The sequence below is a fragment of the Streptomyces sp. SAS_270 genome, assembly GCF_052543295.1.
In genome coordinates this window covers 195411-219890 of the sequence record NZ_JBMNDS010000002.1, presented here as the reverse complement: position 1 = coordinate 219890, position 24480 = coordinate 195411, and the positions used below count along the sequence as shown (strand labels likewise).

At 65.8% G+C, this 24480-nt stretch carries 26 protein-coding genes; 3 read left to right on the top strand and 23 right to left on the bottom strand.

Features of this window, described 5'->3' with window-relative positions; translation table 11 throughout:
• Positions 1 to 14: 14 nt before the first annotated feature.
• From ACN6LB_RS02485 to ACN6LB_RS02455, 7 genes are all read right to left on the bottom strand, one after another.
• Entirely contained in the window at positions 15 to 674 is a 660-nt protein-coding gene (locus ACN6LB_RS02485; protein ID WP_445024342.1) for a DUF2637 domain-containing protein, read from the bottom strand.
• Positions 675 to 679: 5 nt separating this feature from the next.
• Positions 680 to 886, bottom strand: coding sequence for a hypothetical protein (locus tag ACN6LB_RS02480; RefSeq protein ID WP_445024341.1), 207 nt, complete (start codon positions 884 to 886; stop codon positions 680 to 682).
• A 90-nt stretch (positions 887 to 976) separates the two neighbouring features.
• A complete protein-coding gene (locus tag ACN6LB_RS02475) occupies positions 977 to 2350 on the bottom strand; it encodes an FtsK/SpoIIIE domain-containing protein (protein WP_445024340.1) in 1374 nt (457 codons plus the stop codon).
• A 4-nt stretch (positions 2351 to 2354) separates the two neighbouring features.
• Positions 2355 to 2705, bottom strand: coding sequence for an SCO3933 family regulatory protein (locus ACN6LB_RS02470; protein WP_445024339.1), 351 nt, complete (start codon positions 2703 to 2705; stop codon positions 2355 to 2357).
• A 135-nt stretch (positions 2706 to 2840) separates the two neighbouring features.
• Entirely contained in the window at positions 2841 to 3569 is a 729-nt protein-coding gene (locus tag ACN6LB_RS02465) for a GntR family transcriptional regulator (protein WP_445024338.1), read from the bottom strand.
• Positions 3570 to 3670: 101 nt separating this feature from the next.
• A complete protein-coding gene (locus ACN6LB_RS02460; protein WP_445024337.1) occupies positions 3671 to 4114 on the bottom strand; it encodes an ATP-binding protein in 444 nt (147 codons plus the stop codon).
• 280 nt (positions 4115 to 4394) lie between these two features.
• Entirely contained in the window at positions 4395 to 5135 is a 741-nt protein-coding gene (locus ACN6LB_RS02455) for a GntR family transcriptional regulator (RefSeq protein ID WP_445024336.1), read from the bottom strand.
• A 77-nt stretch (positions 5136 to 5212) separates the two neighbouring features.
• On the opposite strand from ACN6LB_RS02455, the gene ACN6LB_RS02450 reads away from it, so the two are divergent.
• Positions 5213 to 6307 carry a DUF1152 domain-containing protein gene (locus ACN6LB_RS02450; RefSeq protein WP_445024335.1) on the top strand — a complete coding sequence of 365 codons (1095 nt, stop codon included), beginning with the start codon at positions 5213 to 5215 and terminating at the stop codon, positions 6305 to 6307.
• A gap of 443 nt (positions 6308 to 6750) precedes the next feature.
• Complete coding sequence (locus ACN6LB_RS02445) at positions 6751 to 8031, top strand: hypothetical protein (RefSeq protein ID WP_445024334.1); 1281 nt, start codon at positions 6751 to 6753, stop codon at positions 8029 to 8031.
• 313 nt (positions 8032 to 8344) lie between these two features.
• Here ACN6LB_RS02445 and ACN6LB_RS02440 read toward each other — a convergent pair whose 3' ends face one another.
• From ACN6LB_RS02440 to ACN6LB_RS02430, 3 genes are all read right to left on the bottom strand, one after another.
• Positions 8345 to 9550, bottom strand: a complete 1206-nt coding sequence (locus ACN6LB_RS02440; RefSeq protein WP_445024333.1) for a hypothetical protein — start codon at positions 9548 to 9550, stop codon at positions 8345 to 8347.
• The gene (locus ACN6LB_RS02435) at positions 9547 to 10029 is read right to left on the bottom strand and encodes a DUF4365 domain-containing protein (RefSeq protein ID WP_445024332.1); all 483 of its coding nucleotides are present in this window, start codon (positions 10027 to 10029) and stop codon (positions 9547 to 9549) included. The genes ACN6LB_RS02440 and ACN6LB_RS02435 overlap by 4 nt, the downstream gene beginning before the upstream one ends.
• 669 nt (positions 10030 to 10698) lie before the next feature.
• The gene (locus ACN6LB_RS02430; protein WP_445024331.1) at positions 10699 to 11817 is read right to left on the bottom strand and encodes a TIR domain-containing protein; all 1119 of its coding nucleotides are present in this window, start codon (positions 11815 to 11817) and stop codon (positions 10699 to 10701) included.
• Positions 11818 to 13247: 1430 nt separating this feature from the next.
• On the opposite strand from ACN6LB_RS02430, the gene ACN6LB_RS02425 reads away from it, so the two are divergent.
• Positions 13248 to 14543, top strand: coding sequence for a hypothetical protein (locus ACN6LB_RS02425; protein ID WP_445024330.1), 1296 nt, complete (start codon positions 13248 to 13250; stop codon positions 14541 to 14543).
• Positions 14544 to 14914: 371 nt separating this feature from the next.
• On the opposite strand, the gene ACN6LB_RS02420 is transcribed toward ACN6LB_RS02425, so the two are convergent.
• From ACN6LB_RS02420 to ACN6LB_RS02360, 13 genes are all read right to left on the bottom strand, one after another.
• On the bottom strand, positions 14915 to 16198 hold the full coding sequence (locus tag ACN6LB_RS02420; protein ID WP_445024329.1) for a tyrosine-type recombinase/integrase: 1284 nt from the start codon (positions 16196 to 16198) through the stop codon (positions 14915 to 14917).
• A gap of 79 nt (positions 16199 to 16277) precedes the next feature.
• The gene (locus ACN6LB_RS02415) at positions 16278 to 16496 is read right to left on the bottom strand and encodes an excisionase family DNA-binding protein (RefSeq protein WP_445024328.1); all 219 of its coding nucleotides are present in this window, start codon (positions 16494 to 16496) and stop codon (positions 16278 to 16280) included.
• 208 nt (positions 16497 to 16704) lie between these two features.
• Positions 16705 to 17889 (bottom strand): DUF3631 domain-containing protein, encoded by a 1185-nt coding sequence (locus ACN6LB_RS02410; RefSeq protein ID WP_445024327.1) that lies wholly within the window; start codon positions 17887 to 17889, stop codon positions 16705 to 16707.
• Entirely contained in the window at positions 17886 to 18236 is a 351-nt protein-coding gene (locus ACN6LB_RS02405) for a hypothetical protein (RefSeq protein WP_445024326.1), read from the bottom strand. Before ACN6LB_RS02405 ends, ACN6LB_RS02410 begins: the two co-directional genes overlap by 4 nt.
• The gene (locus ACN6LB_RS02400; protein WP_445024325.1) at positions 18233 to 19144 is read right to left on the bottom strand and encodes a bifunctional DNA primase/polymerase; all 912 of its coding nucleotides are present in this window, start codon (positions 19142 to 19144) and stop codon (positions 18233 to 18235) included. Before ACN6LB_RS02400 ends, ACN6LB_RS02405 begins: the two co-directional genes overlap by 4 nt.
• Before the next feature lie 84 nt (positions 19145 to 19228).
• The gene (locus ACN6LB_RS02395; protein ID WP_445024324.1) at positions 19229 to 19366 is read right to left on the bottom strand and encodes a hypothetical protein; all 138 of its coding nucleotides are present in this window, start codon (positions 19364 to 19366) and stop codon (positions 19229 to 19231) included.
• A 19-nt stretch (positions 19367 to 19385) separates the two neighbouring features.
• Entirely contained in the window at positions 19386 to 19850 is a 465-nt protein-coding gene (locus tag ACN6LB_RS02390; protein ID WP_445024323.1) for a hypothetical protein, read from the bottom strand.
• 204 nt (positions 19851 to 20054) lie between these two features.
• Positions 20055 to 22193 (bottom strand): FtsK/SpoIIIE domain-containing protein, encoded by a 2139-nt coding sequence (locus ACN6LB_RS02385; protein WP_445024322.1) that lies wholly within the window; start codon positions 22191 to 22193, stop codon positions 20055 to 20057.
• Positions 22194 to 22274: 81 nt separating this feature from the next.
• The gene (locus ACN6LB_RS02380) at positions 22275 to 22445 is read right to left on the bottom strand and encodes a pRL2-8 (protein WP_445024321.1); all 171 of its coding nucleotides are present in this window, start codon (positions 22443 to 22445) and stop codon (positions 22275 to 22277) included.
• 2 nt (positions 22446 to 22447) lie between these two features.
• Positions 22448 to 22765 carry a hypothetical protein gene (locus ACN6LB_RS02375; protein WP_445024320.1) on the bottom strand — a complete coding sequence of 106 codons (318 nt, stop codon included), beginning with the start codon at positions 22763 to 22765 and terminating at the stop codon, positions 22448 to 22450.
• A gap of 2 nt (positions 22766 to 22767) precedes the next feature.
• Positions 22768 to 23148, bottom strand: a complete 381-nt coding sequence (locus ACN6LB_RS02370) for an RRQRL motif-containing zinc-binding protein (protein WP_445024319.1) — start codon at positions 23146 to 23148, stop codon at positions 22768 to 22770.
• Positions 23148 to 24038, bottom strand: a complete 891-nt coding sequence (locus ACN6LB_RS02365; protein ID WP_445024318.1) for a DUF2637 domain-containing protein — start codon at positions 24036 to 24038, stop codon at positions 23148 to 23150. Before ACN6LB_RS02365 ends, ACN6LB_RS02370 begins: the two co-directional genes overlap by 1 nt.
• Positions 24035 to 24301, bottom strand: coding sequence for a DUF6284 family protein (locus ACN6LB_RS02360; protein ID WP_445024317.1), 267 nt, complete (start codon positions 24299 to 24301; stop codon positions 24035 to 24037). The genes ACN6LB_RS02365 and ACN6LB_RS02360 overlap by 4 nt, the downstream gene beginning before the upstream one ends.
• Between the last annotated feature and the right edge of the window lie 179 nt (positions 24302 to 24480).

The following is a 24480-nucleotide window of genomic DNA, read 5'->3' as shown; positions in this document are numbered from 1 at the left end:
GGATTCCTTGTCGATCAGGGGAGTTGGGCTGCGATGGCCTCCGCGAGCGGGGCCGGGACACCGAGCCGGGCGCGAAGAGTGGCGGTGTCGATGGGTGATCCCGTACGGGTGCGGTGTTCGGCGGCGACCTTCCGGGCGTGGTCGACCAGAGCCGCCGGAAGCCGGTCGACCGGACGGGCGGCAGGTTCGGTGACTGGTTCAGGCGCCGGGGCGATGGCGGGAGTCCCGGGGGCAGCCTCGGAGACCGGTGCCGGCTCGGGTGCCGTATCGACCGTGTCGTCGTACGACTCGGCGACCGGTACGGGGCGATCGGCCGGACCATGGGCGAGCAGGGTGCCGCCGAGGAAGGCGACCGCCGGCCAACCGGCAACGGCGATGCGGAGCCAGGCCGGAACGTCGTCGAGGTCGAGGAGACCGGCTGTGGCGACGTTCGCCCCGAGACTGGCAACGAGCGCGACCAGGAACCAGGACCACCCCGCCGCCTTGGACTCCCCCGACCGCAGCCGCTTCCAGGCGACGACCAACAGGAGGTCGACGCTCACCGGATAGGCCCACGCCTTCCAGCCGTCCTGTCCTGCGGCAACGGCCACGTCGTGCAGATGCGCGAAGGACAGCGCGGCGGCGATGACCGCTTGGATCAGTACGGCATCTACGCGGACCAGCCCGGCGCGCATCGGGCTCACCGTCCCTCGGCCTCGTCGGCAGCGGCACGAGCGATGCGCGCGACTTCAGCGGCCTCGGCATCACCGGGCATCGCGGCGGCGATCCGCTCCAGCAGATCGGCCTTACGAGCCGCCAGGCCAGCCGAGTTTCCGTCGCCGGTACGAATTTCCCTGACGTCTGCCAAGAACTCGGCGATCTCGTGCACGGTGGGGCGTTCGACCATCGCTGATCACGTCCTCTCATTCGATTTCGGGCATGGCGGGGGTAGGGACTCGGCGCGAGACGGTCACGCCAGCCGGTGAGGGGGTGGGGGTCAGCCGGTCGCAGGACTCGGCTTGGCCACCGCAACCGGAACGGTCACAGGCGAGACAGGCGCGTGCGGCCGGAAGCGCTCCAAGGCCGGTACATTCGGGGCGAGTTCGGCCGTCTCGCGGCAGGTGGCCGCAGCTTCGGCGAGGGAGAGGTACGGGGTACGGATGCGCGCCCAGCCGCCGGAGGAGTCGCCGACCACGGCCAGTCCCGGCAGCTTGGCCGGAATCGTGGAAGCGACGCCGACCGCCTCGGGGGCGATGTCGCCGAGCGCCATCTTGGCCGACGCCTCATCGTTGACGCGGTGGCAGACGCGGCCCGTGAGTTGAGCGCGAAGCATGGTCGCTCCCTTGCCGAGCTCGGCGCCGAAGCGCTGCCCGCAGACCTCCAGGTAGATCCCCGCCGCCCGGCCGAGCTGAGCGAGCCGGATGAGTTGGGTGACCATCTCGTCGCGCCGTTCCTCGTCCTTGCGCGTGGCGACGAGGAACAGTTCGGCGACCTCGTCCACGAACAGCACGATCGGCGCGGGGCGTTCGTCCTCCGGAAGACCCCAGATGTCCGAGGTGATCTCCTCGTCGGGCATGCCGGGCGCTATCCCCTGCCGGGCCTTGATCAGGTCGTACCGGTCCTCCATTTCCTTGATGAGTACGGGCAGCAGTTCCGCGGCCTCGCTCGGCTCGGTGGCCAGCGCCGACAGTCGAGGAGCGAACGGCGCCAACTCCACACCGCGCTTGCAGTCGATTCCGACGAGGGCGACCGGTTGAGTCGCGAGCCCTGTCAGCAGGTTCCGCAGGAACATCGACTTCCCCGACAGCGTGGCCCCGAGCACGAGTTCATGTGGGACGGCCCTGTAGTCACGGACGAACGCGGTCGCGTCCTCCCGCAGAGCCACCGGCACCGCCAGGAGGTCACACTCGACCCCGCGAGGCATCTTCACCTTCCGCAGCACGTCGAAGCCGACCAACCGCAGCTCAACCACACCCGGCTTGATGCTGCGGACGTGCACGGCATGGACGCCCCAGGCGTGCCGGAGCCGTTCGCATGAGGCAGCCACGTCAGCCGGCTCTTGGCCGGGCGCGAGCCGCAGCCGCACCCGCAGCCCCGTGGATGTCGGGCGGAGCAGACCCCGCCGGGGAGGCACCGGGCGTACCTCGCGGCGCGTCGTCGCCCTTACGGCGAGGGCCCGCAGCCGGGACGGTTCGACGGTCAGACCGCACGCATCCATCGTCGAGCCGTACGAGGTCATCAGCCGTACCGCCGACATCGGCAGCCCGACCGTGGCCCAGTAGACCGCCGGGTGTGCCTTCCGGGCGTAGACCGCTCCGCCTATGGCGGTGAGCGGCCCGCCCAGCTCTACCAGCGTCATCAGCTCGGACACGAGATCAGCTCTCCTGCCCGGTGGGGAAGGCTCCGGGAACCACAGCAGCCGCCCGGTAGGCGATGCCGTGGCGGGCCTGCCCGCTGAAGACGCTTTCCCACGGCCGGGCGATCAGCCCGGGGAGGGAGACCGGAGCGCCGACGGCCAGGCCGTCCGTCACCCCACTCTCCGGGACGGTCACCGCGATCAGCGAGGACTCCCCCTCGTCGATGTAGACCACGCCGACCTTCATCAGCGACTCGCCGCTGACAGCATCCTTGGCGATCTCGCCCGTCTGCCGGTCCTTGACCTTCGGCTCGGGAGCTTCGGTCAGCAGGATCGTCGCGGCCGAGGTCTCGACACGGATCACACGCACAGAACTTCTCCTTCGATCGGTACCCGCCAGACGACCTGACAGGTTGACTTAGCAAGTTCGAAGTTATGGATGCCAAGTTGACTTGTCAAGTGAGATCCCGGGGGAGGGGATCGCTCAACACCCCTTATCCGCTGGTCAGTTCAGCCGGTAGACGTCTTCGAGTTCCTGGCGATCAGCAGGCAGAAGGACGTCTGACACCTGGAGCGCCTCTCCCGACACGTCACAGGCCACGACGAGCACGCTGAGAACCGGCCCGCCTTCGGCCATGTCCAGGAGACCCGCCTCATCCTGCGAGGCCAGACGAGCCGACACGCGCTCGGTGACGTGATCGAACCGAACCCTCTTCCGTGATTCGAGATGCGCGCGGGCACTCTCGCCCAACTCCGCAGGTTCGGCCAGCTCCGTCCCCTCGGCCAGGCCCACGGGGAAGTACGAGGAGACCAACTCGATCGGCTCGCCGTCCTCCTCGACGAGGAATCGCCGGGCAAGCACCTTGGTCCGCTTCGGCACGCCCAACACCGAGGCAACCCGCTGCGGCGCCGGCACCACACCCACGTGCACGAGGCGCCCAGGAGTCTGCGACTCGTCGCGCTCCAGCGCGGCACGGCCGCGGCGGTCTCTCTCTTCGACCACTTCGGGGCGGCCACGAACGATCGTGCCGAACCCCTGCCGGGACTCAAGCCAGCCGTCCCGCTTCAGGAGCTCCAGCGCCCGTACGACGGTGGGCCGGGACATCCCGAACGACTGCACCAGCTGGTTTTCGCTCGGGACGCGGGAGCCGGGCGGATACGTGCCGTCCTCGATGCGGCGCTGAAGCGTCTGCGCCAGACGCACGTACTTCGGCGCCTCCACCTCGTACGCCATCGTTGTCCACCCGTCAGATTGGCCAAGTCAACTGGTCAACCACTCTAGCGTTCCATCCATGGGCGGAACATACCGTCCACGGATGGAACGATGGCTCCCGCTCAGGCAGGCCACGCCTTCTCGACGACGAACGACACCACGGTCCCGCCGTACGAGCTCGGCCCCGCGTACCAACTGTCCGACAGTGCGTTGACCAGGCATAAGCCCCGCCCGTGTGCGTCATCGGCAGTCGGATCCCGCAGGCGGACATTCGCCGGGAACCCAGGGTTGTGCACGTCGACGCGCAAGGAGCCGCGCTCGCGCCACCATTCGACTCGCACGAGCCACTCCTCGTCGGCCTTGCCGTAGAGGATGGCGTTGGTGACCAGCTCGGAGATCATCAGTACGCAGTCGTCGAGCGGGCACATCGGTTGGTGGGGCTCGATGAACTTGCGGAACCATCGACGCGCCCGGGGAACTGATTCCGCCATGGGATAGAGCGTCATGGCGCCGAGCGGTTCCCGCTTCTTCGTGGCGCCGCCACGGTCATCTTCACTGCCCTGCATACGCGCCTACTCCTCACCGGTGCCGTCACAGTCGAGGCAGCGGCGCTTGGACGTTGCGCGGGGCCGGCCGTTGGCCGACGCCATCACGAGAGCCGAGCGGGAGCTGACGTGCTTCCAGCCTCGCCCACGACACCCCCGGCAGACGGAACGTGCCTCGCTCCTCGGCCGGTCAACGCCCACGACGCGCCCCTCTCCATCCAAGTGGCTAAGGCCACTTTCTGGATAGTGGCATTAGCCACTTGGAGCCCGCAAGCACTTCGCCGAGATCGGCGGCATCAACTCACGTGAGGGGGTAGCCCTGTTCGAACGCCCAACGACCGGGCGGGTAGGTGGCCTCGGCGAATTCGAGGGGCCGATCCTGCAGGTCATAGACCACGTGATGCACGATCAGGACCGGCGCCGACGACTCCAGCCGAAGGTCTGCGACCTCATCCTCGGTGGCCGCTCGCGCACACATCCGGTCCTCGGCATAGCTGCCTTGACGACCCGTCATGTTCTCCACGTACATCAGCGTGCCCTCTTGGATGCGCTCCGGGTCCATCAACTTCGGTGCACGCTGGCCGACTTCCGGGGCGAACCAAGAGGTAGAGATCGTGATCGGACCGTCCTGGTTGTTGGTCACGCGCCGCCTGTGCACAGCCCGCCGATCCTTGACCAGGCCGAGCGCCTCCGCGACGTGGTCCGGTGCATCCATCCACCCGGCCGAAGTGATCACGGCGTACTCACCGGCCGTGTAGATCTTCCCGGTCTGCCGAGCCCGGCCGTAGAGCTCCCGGGCCCGCCGATTGACCTGAAGACTGCGTACGTACGTGCCCGAACCCTGCCGCTTCTCGACGAGACCCTGTTGCCGCAGCGCCTCCAACGACCGAGCCGCCGTCGGCCGCGAAACGCTCCAGTCCGAGGCAAGCTGCCGCTCCGAGGGCACCTCGTCGCCCGCCCGCAGGTCACCGCGCAAGATCTGATCGCGGATGAAGTGCGCGATCTGCAGGTACTTGGGCTGCGCCTCTTCGATCTGCGGCATGAACCCTCCCTCAAGTGGCTAAGTCCTCTTGCCACTATAGGGTGAGTGGCTAAGCCGCCAACCCGTAGGCTGACCGGGTGACTCGGTTGATCGTGGCAGCCGGAGGCGGGGGCGATGCAGTCGCCGCCGCGATGCTGGACGCCGCCTTGTACGGCGACGAAGACCCGGCGGTTGTCCTCACGTACGCGTGGGACCGCCTATTGATCGACCCGGTGCCGGGCCCCCGCGGCCCCGCCAACTTCACAGGCTTGCGTCCGCTGACCCCCACGGTCCGCGCCGTGCCCGGCAATGCGGCACCGATAGCGCCCGCGGGCTCGACGCTCCCCCGCCTGGCGCGCGAACTCCCGCAGACCTTCGCCCTCATCGACCCGCACCACGGCGCCGAAGGCATCACACGCCAGCTCGAAGAACTGATCGCCCACCTCTCGCCCACTTCCATCGATCTACTCGACGTAGGCGGCGACATCCTGGCCCAGGGCGACGAACCCACACTCCGCAGCCCGCTGGCTGACGCCCTCACGCTCGCAGCATGCTCCCAAGTCCTCGCCCCGGTACGCCTCTTGGTCGCCGGCCCCGGCCTGGACGGAGAGCTCCCCACCGAACAACTCCGCAGCTACCTCGGTCCAGTTGCTCTCACCCTGACGCCTGCGCACGTCGAAGCGATCAGCGGCGTACTGGAGTGGCACCCCTCCGAAGCAACCGCGATGCTGGCCGCCACAGCACGAGGCGTACGTGGCCTCTGCGAAGTCCGAGACGCGGGCCTGCCGGTCCCCCTGACCGACGAGGGCCCGATCATCCACGAAGTCGACCTGGACGAGGCCCTCAGCCGAAACCGTCTGGCGCAAGCCCTCGTGATGACGACGAGCCTCGACGAGGCCGAGCAGCACAGCCGCGAGATCTGCGGTCACTCGGAGATCGACTACGAGCGCAACAAGGCCTCGTGGCTCGGCACTCTGCCTCAGCAGGAGCTCGACCCGAAGACCACGCTGGACCAGGTCGCCCAGTTCGAAGCTGAGGCCCGCTCCCGCGGAGTCACACACACGACCTTCCGCCGCATCACCGAGGCCATCGGCCTTTCAGGAGCCCAGCGCGAGCCTCTCCGAGCGCTACTCATCGAGAGCCGACCGGAGCAGTACGCAGCTCCACTGTGGATCATCACTCCCGCAGACTGAGTAACAACCTTCCTCACGGGTTCAAGGCCCGCGCAAGCGCGGGCGCGCGCCGCCTCTGCGGCGCGGCCTGCCTCCTGTCTGCGCCCCGGCTGGCCGCGCCCGGCGGCGCGCTCGGCGGCTGCGGGCATGAAGTGGGAGAGACCCTCTGTGGCTGGGGCGGTCGGCTCCACGGCTTTAGGCAGCCACTTTGGGGCGAGCCTCTAAGATCATGGCCCCAACGTCGTGCTTTAACGGGCAGGTCCACAGACTGCCCGACTCGCCTGAAGCTTACGGGGCCATGATCACTCGCCCCAAAGCAGCTCCAGCCCAAAGCCGCTCCACCAACCGCGCGGTTCATCGTGGCCGACCAACCAGGCCCGCGAGATGCATCCCGAACTGACCAGCCGTATCATCGAATTGATGGGGGTTACTCAGTCGAAGCATTGCATCGAGGAGGCCGCCACATGGCATCCTGGCATGATTTTGGATTGAGACAGAGCCCCTACGATGTGCGCCCTCTCCGAGCGACAAAAGAAGGCAGTGACCTCCTAGTTGGTCGCGATCAGGACGCCCAGAGGCTATCGGACCACCTCAAATCTTCAACAACCCACGCGACAATTGAAGGTGATTTTGGGGTTGGCAAGACAAGCCTAGCGTCTGTGGTTGGATATCGACTCAGGCAGGCTTTCAAGGAGCAGGGTGGGCCGCCTTTCATACCACTCAACCGAAGGCCATTTCAGCCCGATGAGCGCGAAACCAATGAGGGTTTTGCCAAGCTCGTAATTCTAGAAATTGCGAGCACACTGGCACAAAATGAGCGTGTACTGAAAGAGGCAGGTTTCACGTTCCCTTCTATGGCCTCCATTAAGCGATCCATTGAAAATGCGGAGTACCGCGGCACAGGCCTAGGCGCGGCAATTCTAGGGTTTGGGGGAAACTTCTTCCGGAGTAGCAGCCCCAACACCTCCGACCTGTTCACCGAAGCGGGAATCCCTCTCTTCGTCGACACTTGCCTGAGCCAGTGTTTCCCGGACCATGCCAGCGGTGGCGTTATTTGCATACTCGACAACATGGAGATGCTGGGAAAGTCACCCGAGCACAAGGTAATGATCGAATCTCTGCGCGACACCGTCTTTGGGCAGGAGGGACTGCACTGGATCATGTGTGGAACCGATCACGTGATCCGGACTGTCGTCTCAACACCAATGCTTCAAGGGCGTCTAGCTGAACCTATATCCTTGCAGCCTATTAACGATGACCAGATCGGCGAACTTATTGCTAGGCGCCTGGAGGTATATTCCGATGGGCGAGTCGCCGCGCGCCCGCCCGTCGGTGCGGAGGAATTCCGGCACATTTACGAAGAAACTGGTCGACATCTGCGGCAAGCACTCAAAGCGGCAGAGGATTTCACGCGAGATTGCGGCGAAAGTATCTACCGAAGCGGTGGTCAAGATGACCTGAATCTCCTCGATAAGTGGCTGAAGGAACAGGCTACTCGTTATTTCAATTCTGCCAGCGCACGTGTCACAGACAGGGGTTGGCAGCTCTTCGCACTACTCGCAGAGTCGGGAGGTCGTTGTACATATAGTCAGCACCAGGAGTTCCATTTCCGAACGCCGGGGGCTATGCGGGATCAGGTCCAAATTCTAAAGAGCGCCGGACTCGTCGACATCGAGACATTGGGAAATAGACACTCGGTATCCATAGCATCTAAGGGCTGGTGGGTGGCGCTTCATTTTAGATAAGAAGTGACGCTGCCGCCCCCTCATAGGCGCGAGAATGACCGCCGCTCGCTAAACTGCCCATACCAGAAGCCTTCCCGGTCCTGACATCTGCAGCTGACATCAACGACGGCGCAGAGCCCCACTCTAGAGAGACCTAGCGCGGCAGTCGGACGTCCAGGCGTACACGAGGCACGAGGCCACCGATCGACCTCCAAATCGGTGGCCGACGGCGACCTTATGCCCTTCGACTGCCCGATCGACAGAACTTGGGCGGCGGCGCTGGACTGAGCCATTGAGACTCCACCGACGCCAGAAGGTTTTCGTGAGCTATGCTCTAGAAGAGCGGATGCTGTTCGGAACTCGGCGATTCGGCTTGAGTCTGGACCACTTCCATAGGGATAAGCTCAATACGCTCTGGATCATAAAGCCAGTAATAGCGGCCCTCGATCTCCTGCCTCCCGGTCACTTTAATCGCCATATTGTTGCGATGGGCATCCATGGCCAGATCGTAGTCCTCTGCTTTCAGACGGACACGCATTTTCTTGGCCGTGCTACCAGACAGAACATCTACCCGAATCAACCCAGGACGGCCGAATTGCGGACGATCAAGTAGCGTCACCGCGCCCAAAACAGTGACACGCTGGGGCCGGGAAGTAGCCGCAAGGACGTTTCCTGCCGTCTCCAGCACTGGGTAGTCCGCCGGGGAGAATTCCAAAGAGTATGTCTCAATGCGGGAATCTTGGAATAAATCTGCGGCCACATTCATCTCGATTCCGACTTCCGCCCCGTCTGAATTTCTAACGAGATCACGCACCGCCTGTGTAATCTCGAAACAAAATCCGCGATCCACGTTGTCGATGAACCCCGCATTGGAACCAGTTTCTGCATAGTGGTCGACAACTTCTCGTGTAATTTGAAGTACATCAACCAGGCTGCGAGTGATGTCGCGGCCAGTATGAGTTCCCGTAGTGGGAAGAGTGTCCCCAGGGCGCAGCTTCTTCTCGGTGAAGATCTCCGCAGGAGGCACGTACGCCGTCACGACGTAGCTACCTACCTCAGTCTGCCCCATCAGTACTGACTCTAGAAAAGATCTAGCAAGGTGTGCATTCGAGTTACCAAAGTACGCGAGTCTAGACTTGCGTGACTTCGCAGCGACGGCCATCGACTTTCGAGCAGCTGCATGCAAGTCTTCACCTGCCAGCCATGGAATCGTACCCTCATACGTTCTGGCTTCTTTGTGAAACTTCATCTCGTCACCCAGGGCCTGCGTGGTCATAGCCCTTTCCAGTAGCGCCCTGAGGCGCACACTTCCCAAATTCCAGGCCTGGGCAACTGCTTGCGCGAAGAGATCGGAGTAGTCTGCCAGTTCCTCATTCTGCGGAAGTAATATTCCACGCGCCGATTCATCCCCCATAGGGCGCCACCGGCTGTACACGTTCGCCTGACCGCCGAACCTCTCCCAGCCATTCTTCTCGAGCAAACGAGCAAGCTCGCTGTCGCTAATGCGAGAAGCGAATTCCGCAAACTTAGGTGAGTTCACGGGGCCCCTCCCTGTCCTATCCTCTCCATTATTTGACAGAGTGCCACATCATCGAATATTTGGCCGGTGGGCACGCGGATTGCAGTGCTTTCTTTCCCCGAGGGTGCCTCTCCAGTCACACTGCGCCAGTAGGCGCAATGTCGGAGGGAAAGATAGTCATGACTGGCTTCGACCCAACCAGCAAAATCCTTCGGCACGATCATGGCTACCAAGATTCGGTGCACCGTGACGGGAGTTCGTGCAAGCATCTTGAGGCGGTCATTACTCAAGTTCACGGATACAAATCCGTTGGGCGGATTTGGCGCAGAAGTAAACGTACTCTTTAATTGGATCTTCAGGTCGATCTGACAATCGACCACATGCGACGTGGAGGAGTGCGTCAACTGCCAGTCGATGCCGTCGTCAGGTTCGGGCTTTGCCATGGTGCATCCAGAAGCGGCAGCAACAGCCCGCAGGTAGCTGTCCTGCAACATCTCCATGCGATCCGTCTGCCGAAGGTCGCCTCTGAGCGGCTCAATAGGCATCTGTGCGCTTATGCTCAACACGTGGCGTGTCTCCCCCCGGAGGTACTAGGGCCATACGGTAGGTGCCCATCTCGCAGTTGGGTAGATCGCGTGGCAGCCCGTCTGTAGATCGTGACTGCACGATCGAAGTGGCCGCACACTAGAGAACCATCGACGAGGCAGCCGTGCGCGTGCCCGTCCACATCTGTCGAATGCGTGTCGAAGTTCCTCGTCCGGCGACGCCCCAATCAGCCGTCGGATCAGCTCAGACGCGTTGCGCGGGTACATCAACCAAGCGCCTTCTAAGTGCTTGGCCGCAGGTTCGAGTCCTGCCGGGGGCGCCCCTGGGAGCCCTTCTTTCGGGGAGGGCCTTTTTGTTGCTCAAAGGGTGTTTGGCGGCTGCCGTTCGAGGTGTGAAAGTTGTCCTGAACTCAACGGGCGTGAGTGGCCGGCGGGGCGGGAGCGTGTCGTCCGCCGCTGCCGGGGCGGCGGTCTGCGCGAGACGACCTGCCGGCGGAGCCGCGGCGGGCACGGACGGACGGGCCGACGTACTGGCGGCCGTCCGGGTCGCGGTAAGCGCGAAGGCCCGGAGGCTCGACGCCGTGACCACGAAATGACCATCCGGCTCAATTGCGCCATTGACGGTTACTGCGGTCCCAGCAATCCTTCCCTCTCCAACACTTGTCGAACCTCCTCAAATCGCGCCGAGATATCCCCTTTAGGGAACCTGATTTGAGAGAGTCCGGTAATATTCGAGAATTCCTCGCACCCGTCTTCCAGCATCACGATCGCACGCTCAAAGCCTAGCCTTCCCTGAAACAGTCCTACCTCGTGGATCACGTTTTGACGCGCTAGAACCCTACCGTCTGCAGTTTCATCTTCCGCGGTCAAAACCAAGAATGCCACGGCCGCCCGGTCGAGCATATCTCCCAACCGACTGACCGTGGTAACCCCCGCCACTGGAACTCGATTAAATTCGTCATGGGGTAGCTTGAGGCGATCGGTCACGAAATCTTTGAGAACTCTCCACACTCCACTGCCGCCATGTCCAATGAAGACACGCTCACCCGTCTGACGCACAGTGATAGCCGGAGCGGTCGCCCGTCGATCGACGTGATTAGCTGCCCTTTCCAGCAGGAACAGCATCTCCCGACATACCGCAAAGGATCTGCGGACTGAAGTGACTTGAGACCAGAGCTTTTGATGTTCTGCCGCCTTCCACCCTTGATTGATGGCGGTCGCATCTCGGGACACCATTCCGTCTGGGCGCAGCGCTTGGATTAGCTGATGTGGAGTCGGAGCGGACAGCTTATCAATCTGCTGCGTGAGATCCTCAATGTATTCGTCAGGCGTAAATTGAAGGTAAGAACTCAAAATTGACCGCGTCTCGGCTTTTGCAAGCTTGAGAGCCTCTCTGGCTTCGATCGACCTCTGTAGTGCTCCGGAGAGATCTGCACCTGCCGATAGCTCTCGCAACTTTTCGGTGATGTCCTCCTCGGAATACTCCACCCACTCGCCAGTTGTTCCTCGAATGGCACCAGTAAGTCCCCATTCCTTGTTGAAGTGGGAGCCGGGCGGCGGTTGCGTGAAATCCATGTGATAGACGCAGGAGTGGTAGCCGATATTGGAGCCAGACCAAGCTTTTGTGAGCGCATTAATGGCGTTATCGGCAGAGTTTAGAGTCTCCGCGAAAGCGTCGGACTCGGTCGGGAAACTCGCTTTCAGCTGGTCGTGCTGTGCGCGCAGGTCGCTTGAGTAGGTCATGACCTGGATTGTGCCGCAGACTGCACAGAACGTTATAGGTATCCGCAAAACTGACACCCACCAGAGTCGACGAGGCCCTCCGGCCGCCGGTATGTCGGACTTCGAGACACCGGGAACGGGTCCGGCGCGAGGGGCAGTGGTGCATGGAAGTGCAGCACCTGCAGGTTGGGAGGTGCTTCGCTCTTGCCAGACCTTCCTCGCAAAGCACCATGCCGCAATGGATGGAGTGTTTTGGCTGGGGCTTGTCCTCGGCGCCTTGGTCGGCGTCGCAGCAGATTTCTGGAAGCGGCCCCTTGACCGCCTTCTTGACCGCAGGCTCGAACACCGCACAGCAGTACGCGGCGACAGCATCATGAGGCAGGTGCAGGACGATCGTCAGGCTCTCCGTGACCACCTAGTAGAGGTCATCCTTCAGACAACACTCGTGGGCTCCCTGATCGGCATTTTGGCTGGGCTGGCCTGGGGCGTGTCCAACTTCCTTGCACTGGCGGACTCTTCGGCTCCAGCCGGTGTACAGGTCACACTCGCCACTACCGGACAGGTGCTGTCCGTCGTCGGAGCCGCGTACATCGTCAGGATGGCCGGGGATGCCCTGGTGATTGCTCGACGCGTCTCCAGCGCCCGCCGGGAGGACCCCCCGCCAGACCCTGATCCGCCTGTACCGCCAACGCCACCCACTCCTTGACAACGACCATGAGGCGCCGACCAGCAGTGTTGTCCGAGAACCAAGGGCCTCCGGAGCCGTTGCGGTTCTGGTGCCGCGGAGTTCAGCGCAGGGACCGCCGCTCGTCTATGCGGCGCGTCGGCACACCAAGGAACACCTCGGGCATCGCAGAGCCATAAAGGATATTGAACGTCTCCAGTCGATAGGACCAGGACCCGTCACAACGGCCGACGAACCGCTAGTTGATCTGCCTGTGCAGCCATTGGCCAGGAGCCAGACGAACGGGAGGTTGCCAGATACTGCGGGGAACCACGGGGACCAGCGGTCACCAACCCAGAGACGCCCTCAAGTCATGGCGTCGCTCAGCAGCAGGTCAGCGGGACAGTCGACCCTGTAGAACCCAAGCTTCCCAAGCTGAGCGTTCTCGGGATGGACGCAGGCGTTCTGACATCTTCTCGGGCCCGGTTCGGTGTCGAGTTTGAGCGCCGCGGTAGGCGCCAGAATCACGACACGAGCAGCGGGGAAGACTGCGGCTGAGGTTTGGAGCGCTTCTATGCACCGGGTTCGCATACTCGTGGCCGTAGTGGACGATCCACACGAGGTGACATTGGCCAAGCAACTGTTCGCGGAACGTGGTTGGCATGTACGTCCATGGGAAGCATCGCAAGAACGTGTCACCACCTTGGGCAACCGGCGCACTGGCCTCGTAGTCGAGGCGGGGTTGGAAGGGTCCCGCTCCGGTGCTGTCCGGGCCGCAGTGCGTTTAGTGGACTTTCTTGCCAGAGACCGCCACATCGGAATGTGGGCACTGGACGCAATTGTGTACAACCCGCGCCACGAGGACGACCCGTTCAGGATGTACGAGGTCCGAGACCAGCCTGAGGAAGACACCAGGCGTCCGTGGCGCCATCCGTGGCTGTGGTTCATGCGCCTGTGGCGCTCAGCCGAGAACCGCGTCGTCGCTCGGCCCATGAGCTCAAGCCGAGACGGGGTCGAAGCAGAGTTAGCACTCTGCCAGGGAGCCTTACTCGACTTCCCTTTCGATCCCGTGCGGCACAAGGTGTCAGAAGCTGGAGACTCCATATCCCCCCTTCTCTCGGCCTTTGCCAGCAGAAGGGCACAGTGGGGACGACTGCTACTCACCATATTCTTCGCCGCTGTCGTCGGCGCCTTGGCTCACGTGGTCGTCTTGCTGATCGTGGTCGGGGTGCCGGTGTTGCTGGTACTTGCTTGGTGGCTCGGAGAGGACGTCGTCCCAGTCGGACATCCTCGGGCCTGGCGACTGCCACGCGGGATTGTCCTCGTAGCCATACTCGGCTGCGCCCCGTATCTCGCGGCGAGCCGACAGCAGGGCCCGCAGGTCGTACGTGGAGCACTGCTGATCATCATGAGCGGGCTGGTGCTCTGGCTGATGGGACTCGCTGTACGCAACTCGTGGATCAGCCGGAACGCTTCTTGGATAGTGCCGGTACTCCTGCCCGCGCTCGCCGTGAGCCTGCCGTGGCTCGGTCGGCTTCAGTACGCCACCTACCTGGACAGCGGATTCGGCATCCCGTCAGACGCCGTGTCTGTCGCCATACCCGCGCAGTACGCCGTCACTCAACTCCCGCTCATCTCGGCAGGAGCCATGTTCATCGGGGTGACGTTCATCGTCGGAATCTGCCGTTACTACTACATTCCGGTCGGACGCGATCGACTCGCGATCAGTAGCCAGCGGGTTCTTCTGATCACTGGCACCATCGCCGCAATCGCCGTGCCCGTGATCGTCGGCATCTCGACGGCCGACAATAGAGCCGACGAGGCGCGTACGGCAGCAGACGCCGACCGCACACCTGAGCCGTACTACGGTCTGCACGGGAGGCTGGTGTGTGTTCGCATGCTCCAGCCGGACCTCCCCGTCTTTAACGGACCGATTCCTGCTGGCCGGCCCATACTCACGTTCGGCTCATCCGGTGACCAGGTGTGGCTTTGGGACCCCATCGCGGGCGAGGCGCTTTCCGTACCGGTCGACGGCGTCGCACTGGAACGGTTCGTCGGCGGAGAGCCACGGTGCGGCGTTTGACCCAATATCGAAGGCGCAGCGGGCACACGCGGCGTGCGGGAGGGTATGACCATGGTAGGTAGAGGTTCGCCTGACGCATGAATGGATCTGAACGCTCCCCGCCGAAGTCCCGCTGCCGTCTCAGTTTCCGTCTCATTCATTGCCGTTCACGGACGTTCAGGCGAGACCAGTAGCCCGGTCGTGCCCACGAAGCCAGCTGCGCATGAACCCAGGTGAACGCCCCTGCACGCAACCCAACGTCCCACCACCACAGTTGGAAAGCGTGTTGGGGGCAACCCCTCACGAGTTCGAATCTCGTATCCTCCGCCAGTGCCTCACCGGGCACGATGTCGAAGGGCCCCACCGCGAGGTGGGGCCCTTCGTCGTTGTCCTCAGACCCCGTTGTCCTGGTTTTTGTCCACAGCGGGTGTTTCCGGGGTTCCCCAGATGGCTTCGGCGATCTTCCGGGCGACGTCCTTGAGCATCGCGTCCGGCACGTGGAGGTACCGCGCCCGCATGCTCGCGGAGGTACCCGGCTCCCACCCCATGATCTGATCGATGACGCGGGCCGGGACTCCGAGCAGCATGAGCACTGTGGCGGCCGTATGCCGTGCGTCGTGCAGCCGCCCGTTCCGGACTCCCGCGTCTTTCAGAAGCCGCTTCCAGTCGTGATAGTCCGTGTTCGGGCTCAGTGGGCCACCCAGCGGTTTGGTGAACACGTAGTCCGACTCGGTCCACAGGTCGCCAGCCGCCTTGCGCTCTCGCTCTTGTGTCTCGCGGTGTACACGAAGCATGGCGACCAGCGGCCCCGGCAGGGGCACGGCGCGGCGGCCCGCTCGGGACTTTGTGTTCTTGGTCTCGCGCCGGACCTGCACCTTGCCGGGGCAGTACCCCGCCTTCCTGCCGCACGGGGAGGCTTCCGGGCATCCGTGCTCGTATCTGGGGCGCAGACGGTTCCGGCGCAGCTTCAGGTACTCGTTGTCCAGGTCAACGTCAGACCAGCGCAGTCCGAGCGTTTCACCCTGCCGCAGTCCGAGCGCGAGCGCGAGCATCCAACGGGCGCTGTTCCGGCGCTTGTTGGCTTCGAGCAACAAGCACTGAACCTCTTCCACGGAGTAGGGCTCTACCTCGGATTCGTCCTCTTCCATCCGTGGCGGCTTCGCCAATGCGGCGGCATTCTTCGCCGCGTAACCGCGCCGTACCGCCTCCCCCAGCGCGGTTCGGGCGGTGCGGTGGGCCTGGTGAGCCGTACCGGCCCTGCGCTCCCCGTTCGCCTGCATACGGCGATAAAGGCTCTCCAGGTGTTCGGGCTGCAAGCGGTCAAGGCGGTGCTTGCCGACACCAGGCACGAGGTGAACACGAACGGCGACCTCGTAACCGTCGTACGTGTTCTCGCCGACGACCGGCTTGGCAATGTTCTCAACCCAGTGCTGAAGCCACTTCTCAACCGTCCACGCCTTGCCCGGCTGCTGCGCCGAACCCCCATCGCGCTGCTTCTCCAGCTTTTTGACTTCCTCGACCAGCTCCTCACGCGTTTTACGCGTCAGATGCCGACGGTACGGCTCCCCGTTGTCCTTGTAGCCCATCGGCACACGGGCGTGCCAACGCTCGTCTTTCCCAAAGTAGATGGCCGATTCGCCATTGGCCCGGCGGGTGCGCTTCTTCTCTTCTGCCACAGGCAGACTCCTGCTTCTGAAAGTCGAGATGGAGACCGGGGCGACGGACTGTCTGAGAGTTCCACCGCCCCGGGCGTCGTCAAGCGGCTCGTCGTGCCGCGCGGCGGCGGGCGACGTATTCGGCGGGTGCGCCGGCGGGGACGCGACGGAGACGGCCAACGTCGATGGACTCCAGCTCTCCGGTACGGATTAGCGCGAAGCACATGGTCCGGCCGATGCGGAGTCGGCGGGCGGCCTCTTCGACGGTCAGGAGAACCAGGGTCGGGTCATCTTCGGTGGGCGTTACGGCGGTGCTCATCGGAAGGTGTCTCCTCTGTGGGGCTGCTCGGGGTGCCTCTCAGAAGTCCGCTACATGTGCTTCGCCGCTACATCGCAGGTCAGCGGCGTGTTTCGCGTAGCGGAGGGGTGGGGTGTAGCGGCTATGCCCCGTTGCGGGCCCGGCGCGTCCGTAGGTGTGCCGGACCCGCAACGGGGGCGCGTGTAGCCGCTACGTCGTGCGGGTCGCGCTACGCGTTCGTGGCCTCTGAGCTGGGCGGTAGCGGCTGAAGCGGGAGTAGCGGACTTTCAGGCGCGGCCGTCTGCGGGGGCGGGCAGTAGCGCTTCCATGCGTCGTGCAGGTCGACGCTGTAGTAGCCCTTGAGGATGCCGCCGGTGGTGCGCATGTTCCGGGATGCGACGGGGTCGCCGTCGGCAGTGACGTACTCCCCGAGCATTCGGGAAAGGCGCCGGTTGTCGAGAGGCTTGCCGTTGAGGTCGGCCCACGGGGCGTCGTCCAGGGCGTTGAGGCGGTCGAGGATGGCGACGGTGGGCAGGCGGTCGATGCCGATCAGGACGTGGTCTCGCAGGTCGGTGAGCAACCGGATCCCGAGACTGCCCTTGTCGTTGGCCTGTGAGGCCTTGACCAGGGCCGTGCAGGCTTCGCGGGCCCGCTTGGGCCAGTCGCCTCCGGCAGCGTCCGCAATGGCGAGCAAGGGTTCCCACACGTCGGCGGGGCGGTCGGAGACGCCCTCGGGCATCTCTGGCCAAGCTCCCATGACCCAACCCCGAGCCTGCTCCGCCCACTTGGCGAGCCGCTCGCGCAGGGCGACCCCTTCCTTCTCGTGCAGGCGGGCGCGGAAGGGTTCGATCTTTTCGTTCCGGGCACGGCGGCGCATGCGGATGATGACGGAGCGGGTCAGGATCGTGTCAGGCAGCGAGCCGAGTCCGGCGACCGCGACGGCGGTGTAGGACGGGAACGGGGTCACGGTCTGGCTGTCACCGACGCACCGGTAGGTGACCCCGGTACGGCGGTGTCCCGCGTTCAGGAAGCCCCGCAGCTCCTCGTTGTCGCCCGCCTTCGGGCCGAACACGGTGTCGATCTCGTCGAAGAGGATCGTGGGCCGTCCGTCGGGACCGGACACCGCGCGGAAGAGCGCCGGTGCGGACGCGTTCACGGCGACCATGGGGCGCGGTACGAGGGTTTCCACGATCTCCAGTGCGCGGGACTTCCCCGACCCCGGCTCGGGGGAAAGGAACGCGATGCGAGGGGTGGAGTCGAAGCAGTCGAGGAGGTGGGCGTGCGCGTCCCAGAGGGCGACGGCGACGTAGGCCGCTTCGGTGGGGAAGATGTTGAAGCGGCGGTGGAAGGCTTCCACCTCGTTGAGCAGCGCGGCTCCGTCGATGGTGGGCGGGGTGGGGGTCGACTTGGTCATGCTGCGGCCCTTCCTTCCTGGGTGGTGCGAAGTGGGCAGGTGTCGCGGTGGGCTTCGTGGTCGGCGATCAGGGCAAGCACCCGGGTGTGGCCGACGGCGCTGCGGTCCCTGCCGCACAGGCACTTCGAGGTGGCCGTCGGCGTCGCGCCGCGCGGGGCGGTGATGCGCAGCCACGCGACGGGGTATCGGCCGTCACCCGGGCGCGGGTCAAGGCGAACAGCAATGGGGACGCCTTCGGCGACGCCCTTCGGCTCGCCCATGGCCGGTGTGAGCGGGGCGAGTTCGGCGACCTGCGCTCCGCTCGCGGCGGGTTGGCCTTCCAAGGGGGAGCGGGTGGGGGTGTTCATGTCGTCTCCCGGGGTCGGGCTTTGCGGAGGGAGCTGTCCAGGGCGCTGCGGATGGTGGCGCGGCACTCGGCAGCGGTGAGTCCCCGCGCTTCTCCCGCCCCTTGGAAGGCCTCTTCCGCCACGTGCCGGGGGAGGTCGCCCCATGCGACGAAGCGCCCCACCTTGAAGGCGCAGCGGTTGAGCGTGGTGTTGCGCTGCTTGTCCGGCGCCGTCGCGACGATGGCGCACTCGGCTTCCAGAGCGGCCCGTGCCGCGCGGCTCCCGTCGACCGCAGGAAGCCTCAGCGGCCCCGCAGGACGCGCGGGGGCGGGTTTCAGGATGGTTTGTAGCCATTCGGGCAGAGGGGCCGCCACGGGGCCGCCTACGGCTTCGTAGGGTCCGGCGGGGGTGATGCTGCCCGCGGCGACGACGTAGCCGCCCCACGCGCGGGTGTCGACCAACGGGGCAAGCGTGCCGGCCGTGTTGGCCAGCCGCACGCCCGACGGGGTGGCGAGGTAGAGGTGCCTTCCACCGCTCGCGGTCCGCGTCGCGTAGGTGGCGGGGACGGTGTGGCCGGTGCGCTCGCAGAGCGCTCCAAAGGTTGCCGCGCCGTCAGGCGCGTCCGCATCGCTGTTGGGCTTGGGCATGTCGAGGTCGACGACCAGCAGCCCGGAAGGGCCGGTGGCAATGCCGACGTTGAACGGGGCCCGTGTCCAGGTGGCGCGGATGCGGTCGGGGTCGGTGGTGGCGCGCCGCTCCCACTTGCGGTGACCGTCCGTGCAGACGCCGGTGCCGGGGCAGGTCGCTTCGCCGTGCAGGGCGGGGCGCTTGGTGGCGGGACGGAGCGGGAAGACGTGCCAGCCGCGCTCCGCAGCGGCGAGAGCGGCGGCGAGTAAGGACGCTCGCGTTGTGTCGGTCGGTTGGGTCATGCTGGAGACCTCCGCAGGTCTGTTGAGGACTGGAGACAAGGGCGGCCCCGGACTTTGCCGAGACGGGGGCCGCCCTTGGCGTAGCTACTCGCAGGTGCATTCCGGTACGTCGCCCGCTCCGGTGTCGCCGCACTGGCAGCAGTGGGCGTAGGGGTAGGGCTCGGTGTCGTCGGTGGGGTAGCAGAGTTCGCAGTCGTTGAACTCGTCGTCTTCGTCGAACACGGGGTTCCTCTCGGGTGGGTCAGCCGTGGAAGTGGTTGCGCTTGATGACGGCCTTGCGGATGTTCACGGTCGTGCCGCCGCGGTGGCCGCTGGCGCCGAAGATCTGCGCGGCGATGAATCCGCCGAAGATCACAGCGGCCAGGATGATGAGCTGGTGGACGAACGCGGCGAGCGCCGCGATGAACGCGGTCAGCAAGACCAGGCCACCGCAGACCGCGAGGAACCCCACCCCGCCGAGCGCGACGTTGACGGCCGTGTGGGAGACGGCCGGTTTGGCGGCGACAGGTTCGGGCTGCATGGGGTTGATGGCGTAGCCGGTGACGACCCGCCCGTCCGGCAGGACGACGCTCGCCACCGCCGGGATGCTGCTGGGCTGGACGGGAACGAGGGGCGCCGACACCTGGACTGTGGGCGGCATCGGGGTGGGCTGATGAACGGTCACGGCTCGTTGTGCGGGCAGGTTGTCGAAGCGCTCGGGGTACATGCGGAATCCCTTCCGGCAGATGGCCAGGGAGGCTGAGGCACCCCCTTGCGGGAGGCGTGTGGAGGGGGTTTCAGGGGTGCTGACCTGCGGGCCTCCCTGCCTCCCTGAACGATCATTCATGCAGGTCAAGGCCAGGGAGGCGGGACAGGGAGGGGGTCAGGGAGTTCTCCCTGCCTCCCTGACCCGAAGCGGGTCGCCTCCCTGTCACTCGGAGGCGGAAGCGGAACCCTCGGTGTCGCGGTTGGCGAGGGCGGCGGCGACGCGGTCACGGCGTACGACGATGACGCCGTCGGACTTGTACGGCTCGGCTCCGGTGCCGCCGAGAACGCGCTTGAGGTCGAGGAAGGACCACTTGCCGTAGGCGTCCGTGTTCAGCGCCCCGAGCCGGGTGATGACCTCCTGGGTGCGCACACGCTCATCGCGGCCCAGCACGGCGAGGATGTCGGCGAGCGGGTCGCGCTGCTCGCCGCGTTCGATGGCGTGCACGGTGGCGACGCCGTTGCGCAGCGCCTTGGCGCGCTCGGCGATCTCGGCGGCGGGGTCGTCGTCGATGAAGTGGGTGCGCACCGTGATGGACGACTGGCCCTTGGGGACGTCGATGCCGTCCGAGGTGACGACCAGGGTTCCCTTGTCCAGGCCCTGCCGGAGCAGGTGGGGGGCGGCGCCGTCGTCGACGGCCTTGTCCCCCAGGGCCATGCGGGACTGGGATTCGGTGCCCAGCACGAGGGAGGCGCGGGTGTGGGCGCCCTCGCGGACCAGCTTGGGAAGGTTCTGGTCGGTGGGGTCCTGGGTGCCCTGCCACATCAGGACGTCGACCGCGCGGCCCTGGTTGTGGATTTTGCGCACGGCCATGAAGTAGCGGGAGGTGGCCTTGGCGCCGCCGTAGGGCTTCTTGTCCTCATCCAGGACCGGGCACATGAACGCGACCTGCGCCTCGTCGACGATGACGATGAGCGGCGGGAACACCGCGTGCGGGTCACCCCGGCGCACGTCGATGCGCCGGTTCATCTCCTCGACGGCGGCCTCAACCATCTCGGTGACCTGGATGACGTGGTCATCGGTGGGTCCCTGGATCAGGACGTCGGCGATGCCGTCGAACATCTTCCAGTCCCCCACGCCCTTCAAATCGCCCAGCCAGAACTGCACCGACTTGTCCAGGGCCAGCCACAGGGCGACCGAGCGCAAGGACGCGGTCTTGCCCTGGTTCGAGCGACCAGTGATGAGCAGGTGGCGCTGATACACGCCCAGCTCCGCCGCATCCCCGCGCAGGTCCTGACCCCACGGGGCCTTGCCCGTACGGTAGTTGGCGGTCATCGTCTCGTCCGTGACCAGCGGCGAGGGGCCGATCGGCTCATCGAGCGCCCCGGAGTCCGCGATCCACAGCCGGACGGTGCGGGCCGCCTCGGGGATCACGATGAACACCTCGTGCTCGTGCCGGGTGAGGTTCTCGGCGAGCTTGCGGCGGCGCTGCTGCACCTCGTTCGTCGACACCCCGGACGGGAGCGTGACGTCGACCTCGACGCCGCATCCCGCGATGCGGATCGGGCCCAGCATCGCGGCCCCGGCGTCGCCCATCTCCTTGATGGCGTTGCGCAGCGCAGGCACCCCCAGATCCCGCAGCGCCTTGACCACGATGGACGGAGTGATGGGCTCGCCCTCACCACTGCGGACGTTGGCCGGAAGCGCCCATTGCGGTGCGGCCTGCTGCTTGCTGCCGACCGTCCACAGGGCGAGCAGCGCGAGGAACGGGCCGATGGTGAGCGCGGGCCCCCACACCACCTGCACGATGCGGATGAGCAGGCCGATGAAGTCGACGGTGGCCCTCAGCGGGGTGATGACGTCGGCGACGTCCTTGGTGTTGAGGGCCATCACCACCCCGAGCGCGACCAGCACCCCGATGCCCATTCCCGTACCGACGGCAGCGCCCTTGGCGACGTCCACGGGCGAGTGGAGCAGGTCCATACGGCGGTGGTGGCGGGCCTGGCGGAAGCGCTGCAACCGCTCCTCCCACTCCTCTGCCACTTCCAGGTTCCCCGCGGCTTCCGCCGCGCGGATCATGCGCTCATAGCGGGCCCCGGTCTTGCCGTCCCACGTGCGACGGGCCACGATCCGCGCCCCACCGGCGACGTAGAGGGTGTGGCGTGCCACCGCACGGGCGGTCGTCTTGGTGGTCTCGTGGGTGACTGCGGTTTTGACGGCGCGGCCGGAGCGCAGCCACAGCGGCACCGGCTTGGCGGGTTCCGGGTCGGGAACCACGGTCAGCGTGGTCACGCTCGCCGCATCGGCCAGGATTTCGGCCGGCGGGGCGGGCTCCTTGTGCAGACGGACGACGTTCTCGGACATGCGGCGGTGTCTCCTGACTGCCCCGAGCGGGGCGGGAGTTGAAGATTCAGGCGGCGGGAAGAACGCGCGGTGCGGGGGGGGTCACCACCACCGCGACGTCGTCTTCGGCATGAGGGTGGGGTGGCCGTTGACCATGTGGTCAACGCACTGCGGGCAGTCCTCGCGCGGCCGCAGCCTGCGGTGAATGGTCCGGTCGTGGGCGTGCTGCCAGCACTGCGGGCACTCGCCCGGAGGCGCGGGCTTGGCGGCCATGCTCACCACCACCGCGACGACTTCTTCGCGGCCTTCGCCTTGGCGGCCTCGGTCACCAGCCGCGTTCGCTCGCCCTGCAGAGCGGTGATCTCCGCGATCAGCCGGGTCTCAGCGGCGCTCCATGCGGTGTCGATGCTTCGCTCCGCGCGGCCGGTGCTCTTGCCGCGGGCCGCCTTGATGCCGCCCCCTGCCACGGCGGCGAGGATCGCGCGCCGCTCGCGGCCGTCCAGCGGCCACAACTCGCGGTTCTGCACGGCGGTCAACTTGCGGCTGGTGTGCTGGATCTCGCGCTCCAGGCGACGGGTATCGGGCTTGCCCATGGTCAGTTGCTCCTCGAAGACGTGGGGTAGGCGCAGGGCACGCACATGCCGAGTGAGGTGGGGATGACGTATCCGGCGTCCCGGCGGCAGGCCGGGCAGATGCGGCGGGCGCACATCGCCTTGGCGAGCGCGGCCCGCTTGCCCGGCGTCATCGGCCGCACGGGCTTGGCGCGGTCGACGCGGTACAGGAAGGCGACCAAGGGACCGCGCCGGTAGCGCGGGCGAAGCACCTGCGCCGCGATCGGCTGACCCCCCGGACGTAAGCCACGGGCGCGCAGTTGGCGGCGCGTGGCCAGCCCGTCAGGGGCGTAGCGCCACGGGTAGGTAGGGACGCCGAAACGGCTGCCTGCGGGGTCGTAGCACTTGCCGAACGCCCCGGACATCACACGGCCTTAGCGGCGCGCTCGGCAAGCAGCGTGTCCCGCAGCATCCGGGCGTTCGCCGCAGACGTGTGGACCTCGCGGCGGATGCCCTCGGCACTCACCCGTGCATCCGGCCAACCGGCCGTCGCCTTGCGCGCCTGGGTCAGCAACTGCTTGGCAGTGCGGCGGGGGCGCTTCGGTCGGGCCGACTCGGGAAGTCGACCCGTCGCCCGACGCGGCCGGGGCGACTCCGCGGCCACCGCACGCGGTGCGATCGCCGCGACGGGAGTCGGGGCAACGGTCGGAACGGGCTTGAGCGGGAGAGTCGACTTCACGAAGTCGACCGCGACCGGATCGGGCATCCGCAGCGGTGCCACCGTGATCGGGGCGGAGGTCGATTCCGGCAGGTCAGCCGTAGACCGAATCATCTCGGTCTCGGTAGATTCCTCCGCATTTGAGTCCGGCGCCGGGATCGGGGCGGGGCGGTGGTGCAGCACCTTGGCGACCAGGTCCGATCCGAAGTAGATCGATCCGACTGGAAGCGAGGTGGCGAGCAGTACGAGGGCCCAGTTCGCGGGGTCGAAGTCGGCGAGCCGTCCCCAGTCGACCGTGGCCCCGTGCAGCTCGGGAACGAGTCCGTGGACGTAGTTGAGGACCAGCGAGGCGAGCGTGTAGGTGCCCAGCACCCGCAGCGCGAACGTCCGGTCCTGGTCGGCGAGCACGAGCGTGGCGACCAGGGCCAGAGCCATCAGGCCGTCGACCACGAACGGGTACAGCATCGCGGCCGTCGTGTCCGCACCGACCGTGGTCGCGATGTCCCGCAGCGCATTCCATGAGACGCGGAAGGCCATGGCGACTACGACGACCAGGGCGAGCACGAGGGCGGTACGGCCCTTGCGGTTGAGGCTCACGCGCCGACCCCCGGAACGAATGCCGCGCCGGTGTTCATCAGGGCGAGGCGAGCGGCGAGCGCCTGGCGGCGGGCCCGGCGCAGGCGGCGTGTGTCCAGCTCGTTCGGGGTGCGGTCCAGCGTGATGATCTGCGCGTCCAGCAACTCGACGTCCGCCTCGATGACGGGCATCTCCAGCTCGATGGCGTCCAGCTCAGCGGCCGTCGGCTCCATGAAGTCGGCGAACGCGGTAACAGCTTCCTGAACAGTGACGATGTGGCTCATTGGGTCGTGGTTCCTTTCGCAGGGGAACGGCCCGAACAGCGGCCCCAGTGTTCGAGCACCGGGGCCGCACGCCGTTGAAGTCGGTCAGTCCGGCTCCCCTCAGCCCCGCCCGTACGACCAAGGGCCGGACGGGCAGGGGAGGCAACCGGCCGCCGCACCAGATGCGGCGGAGGTTGAAG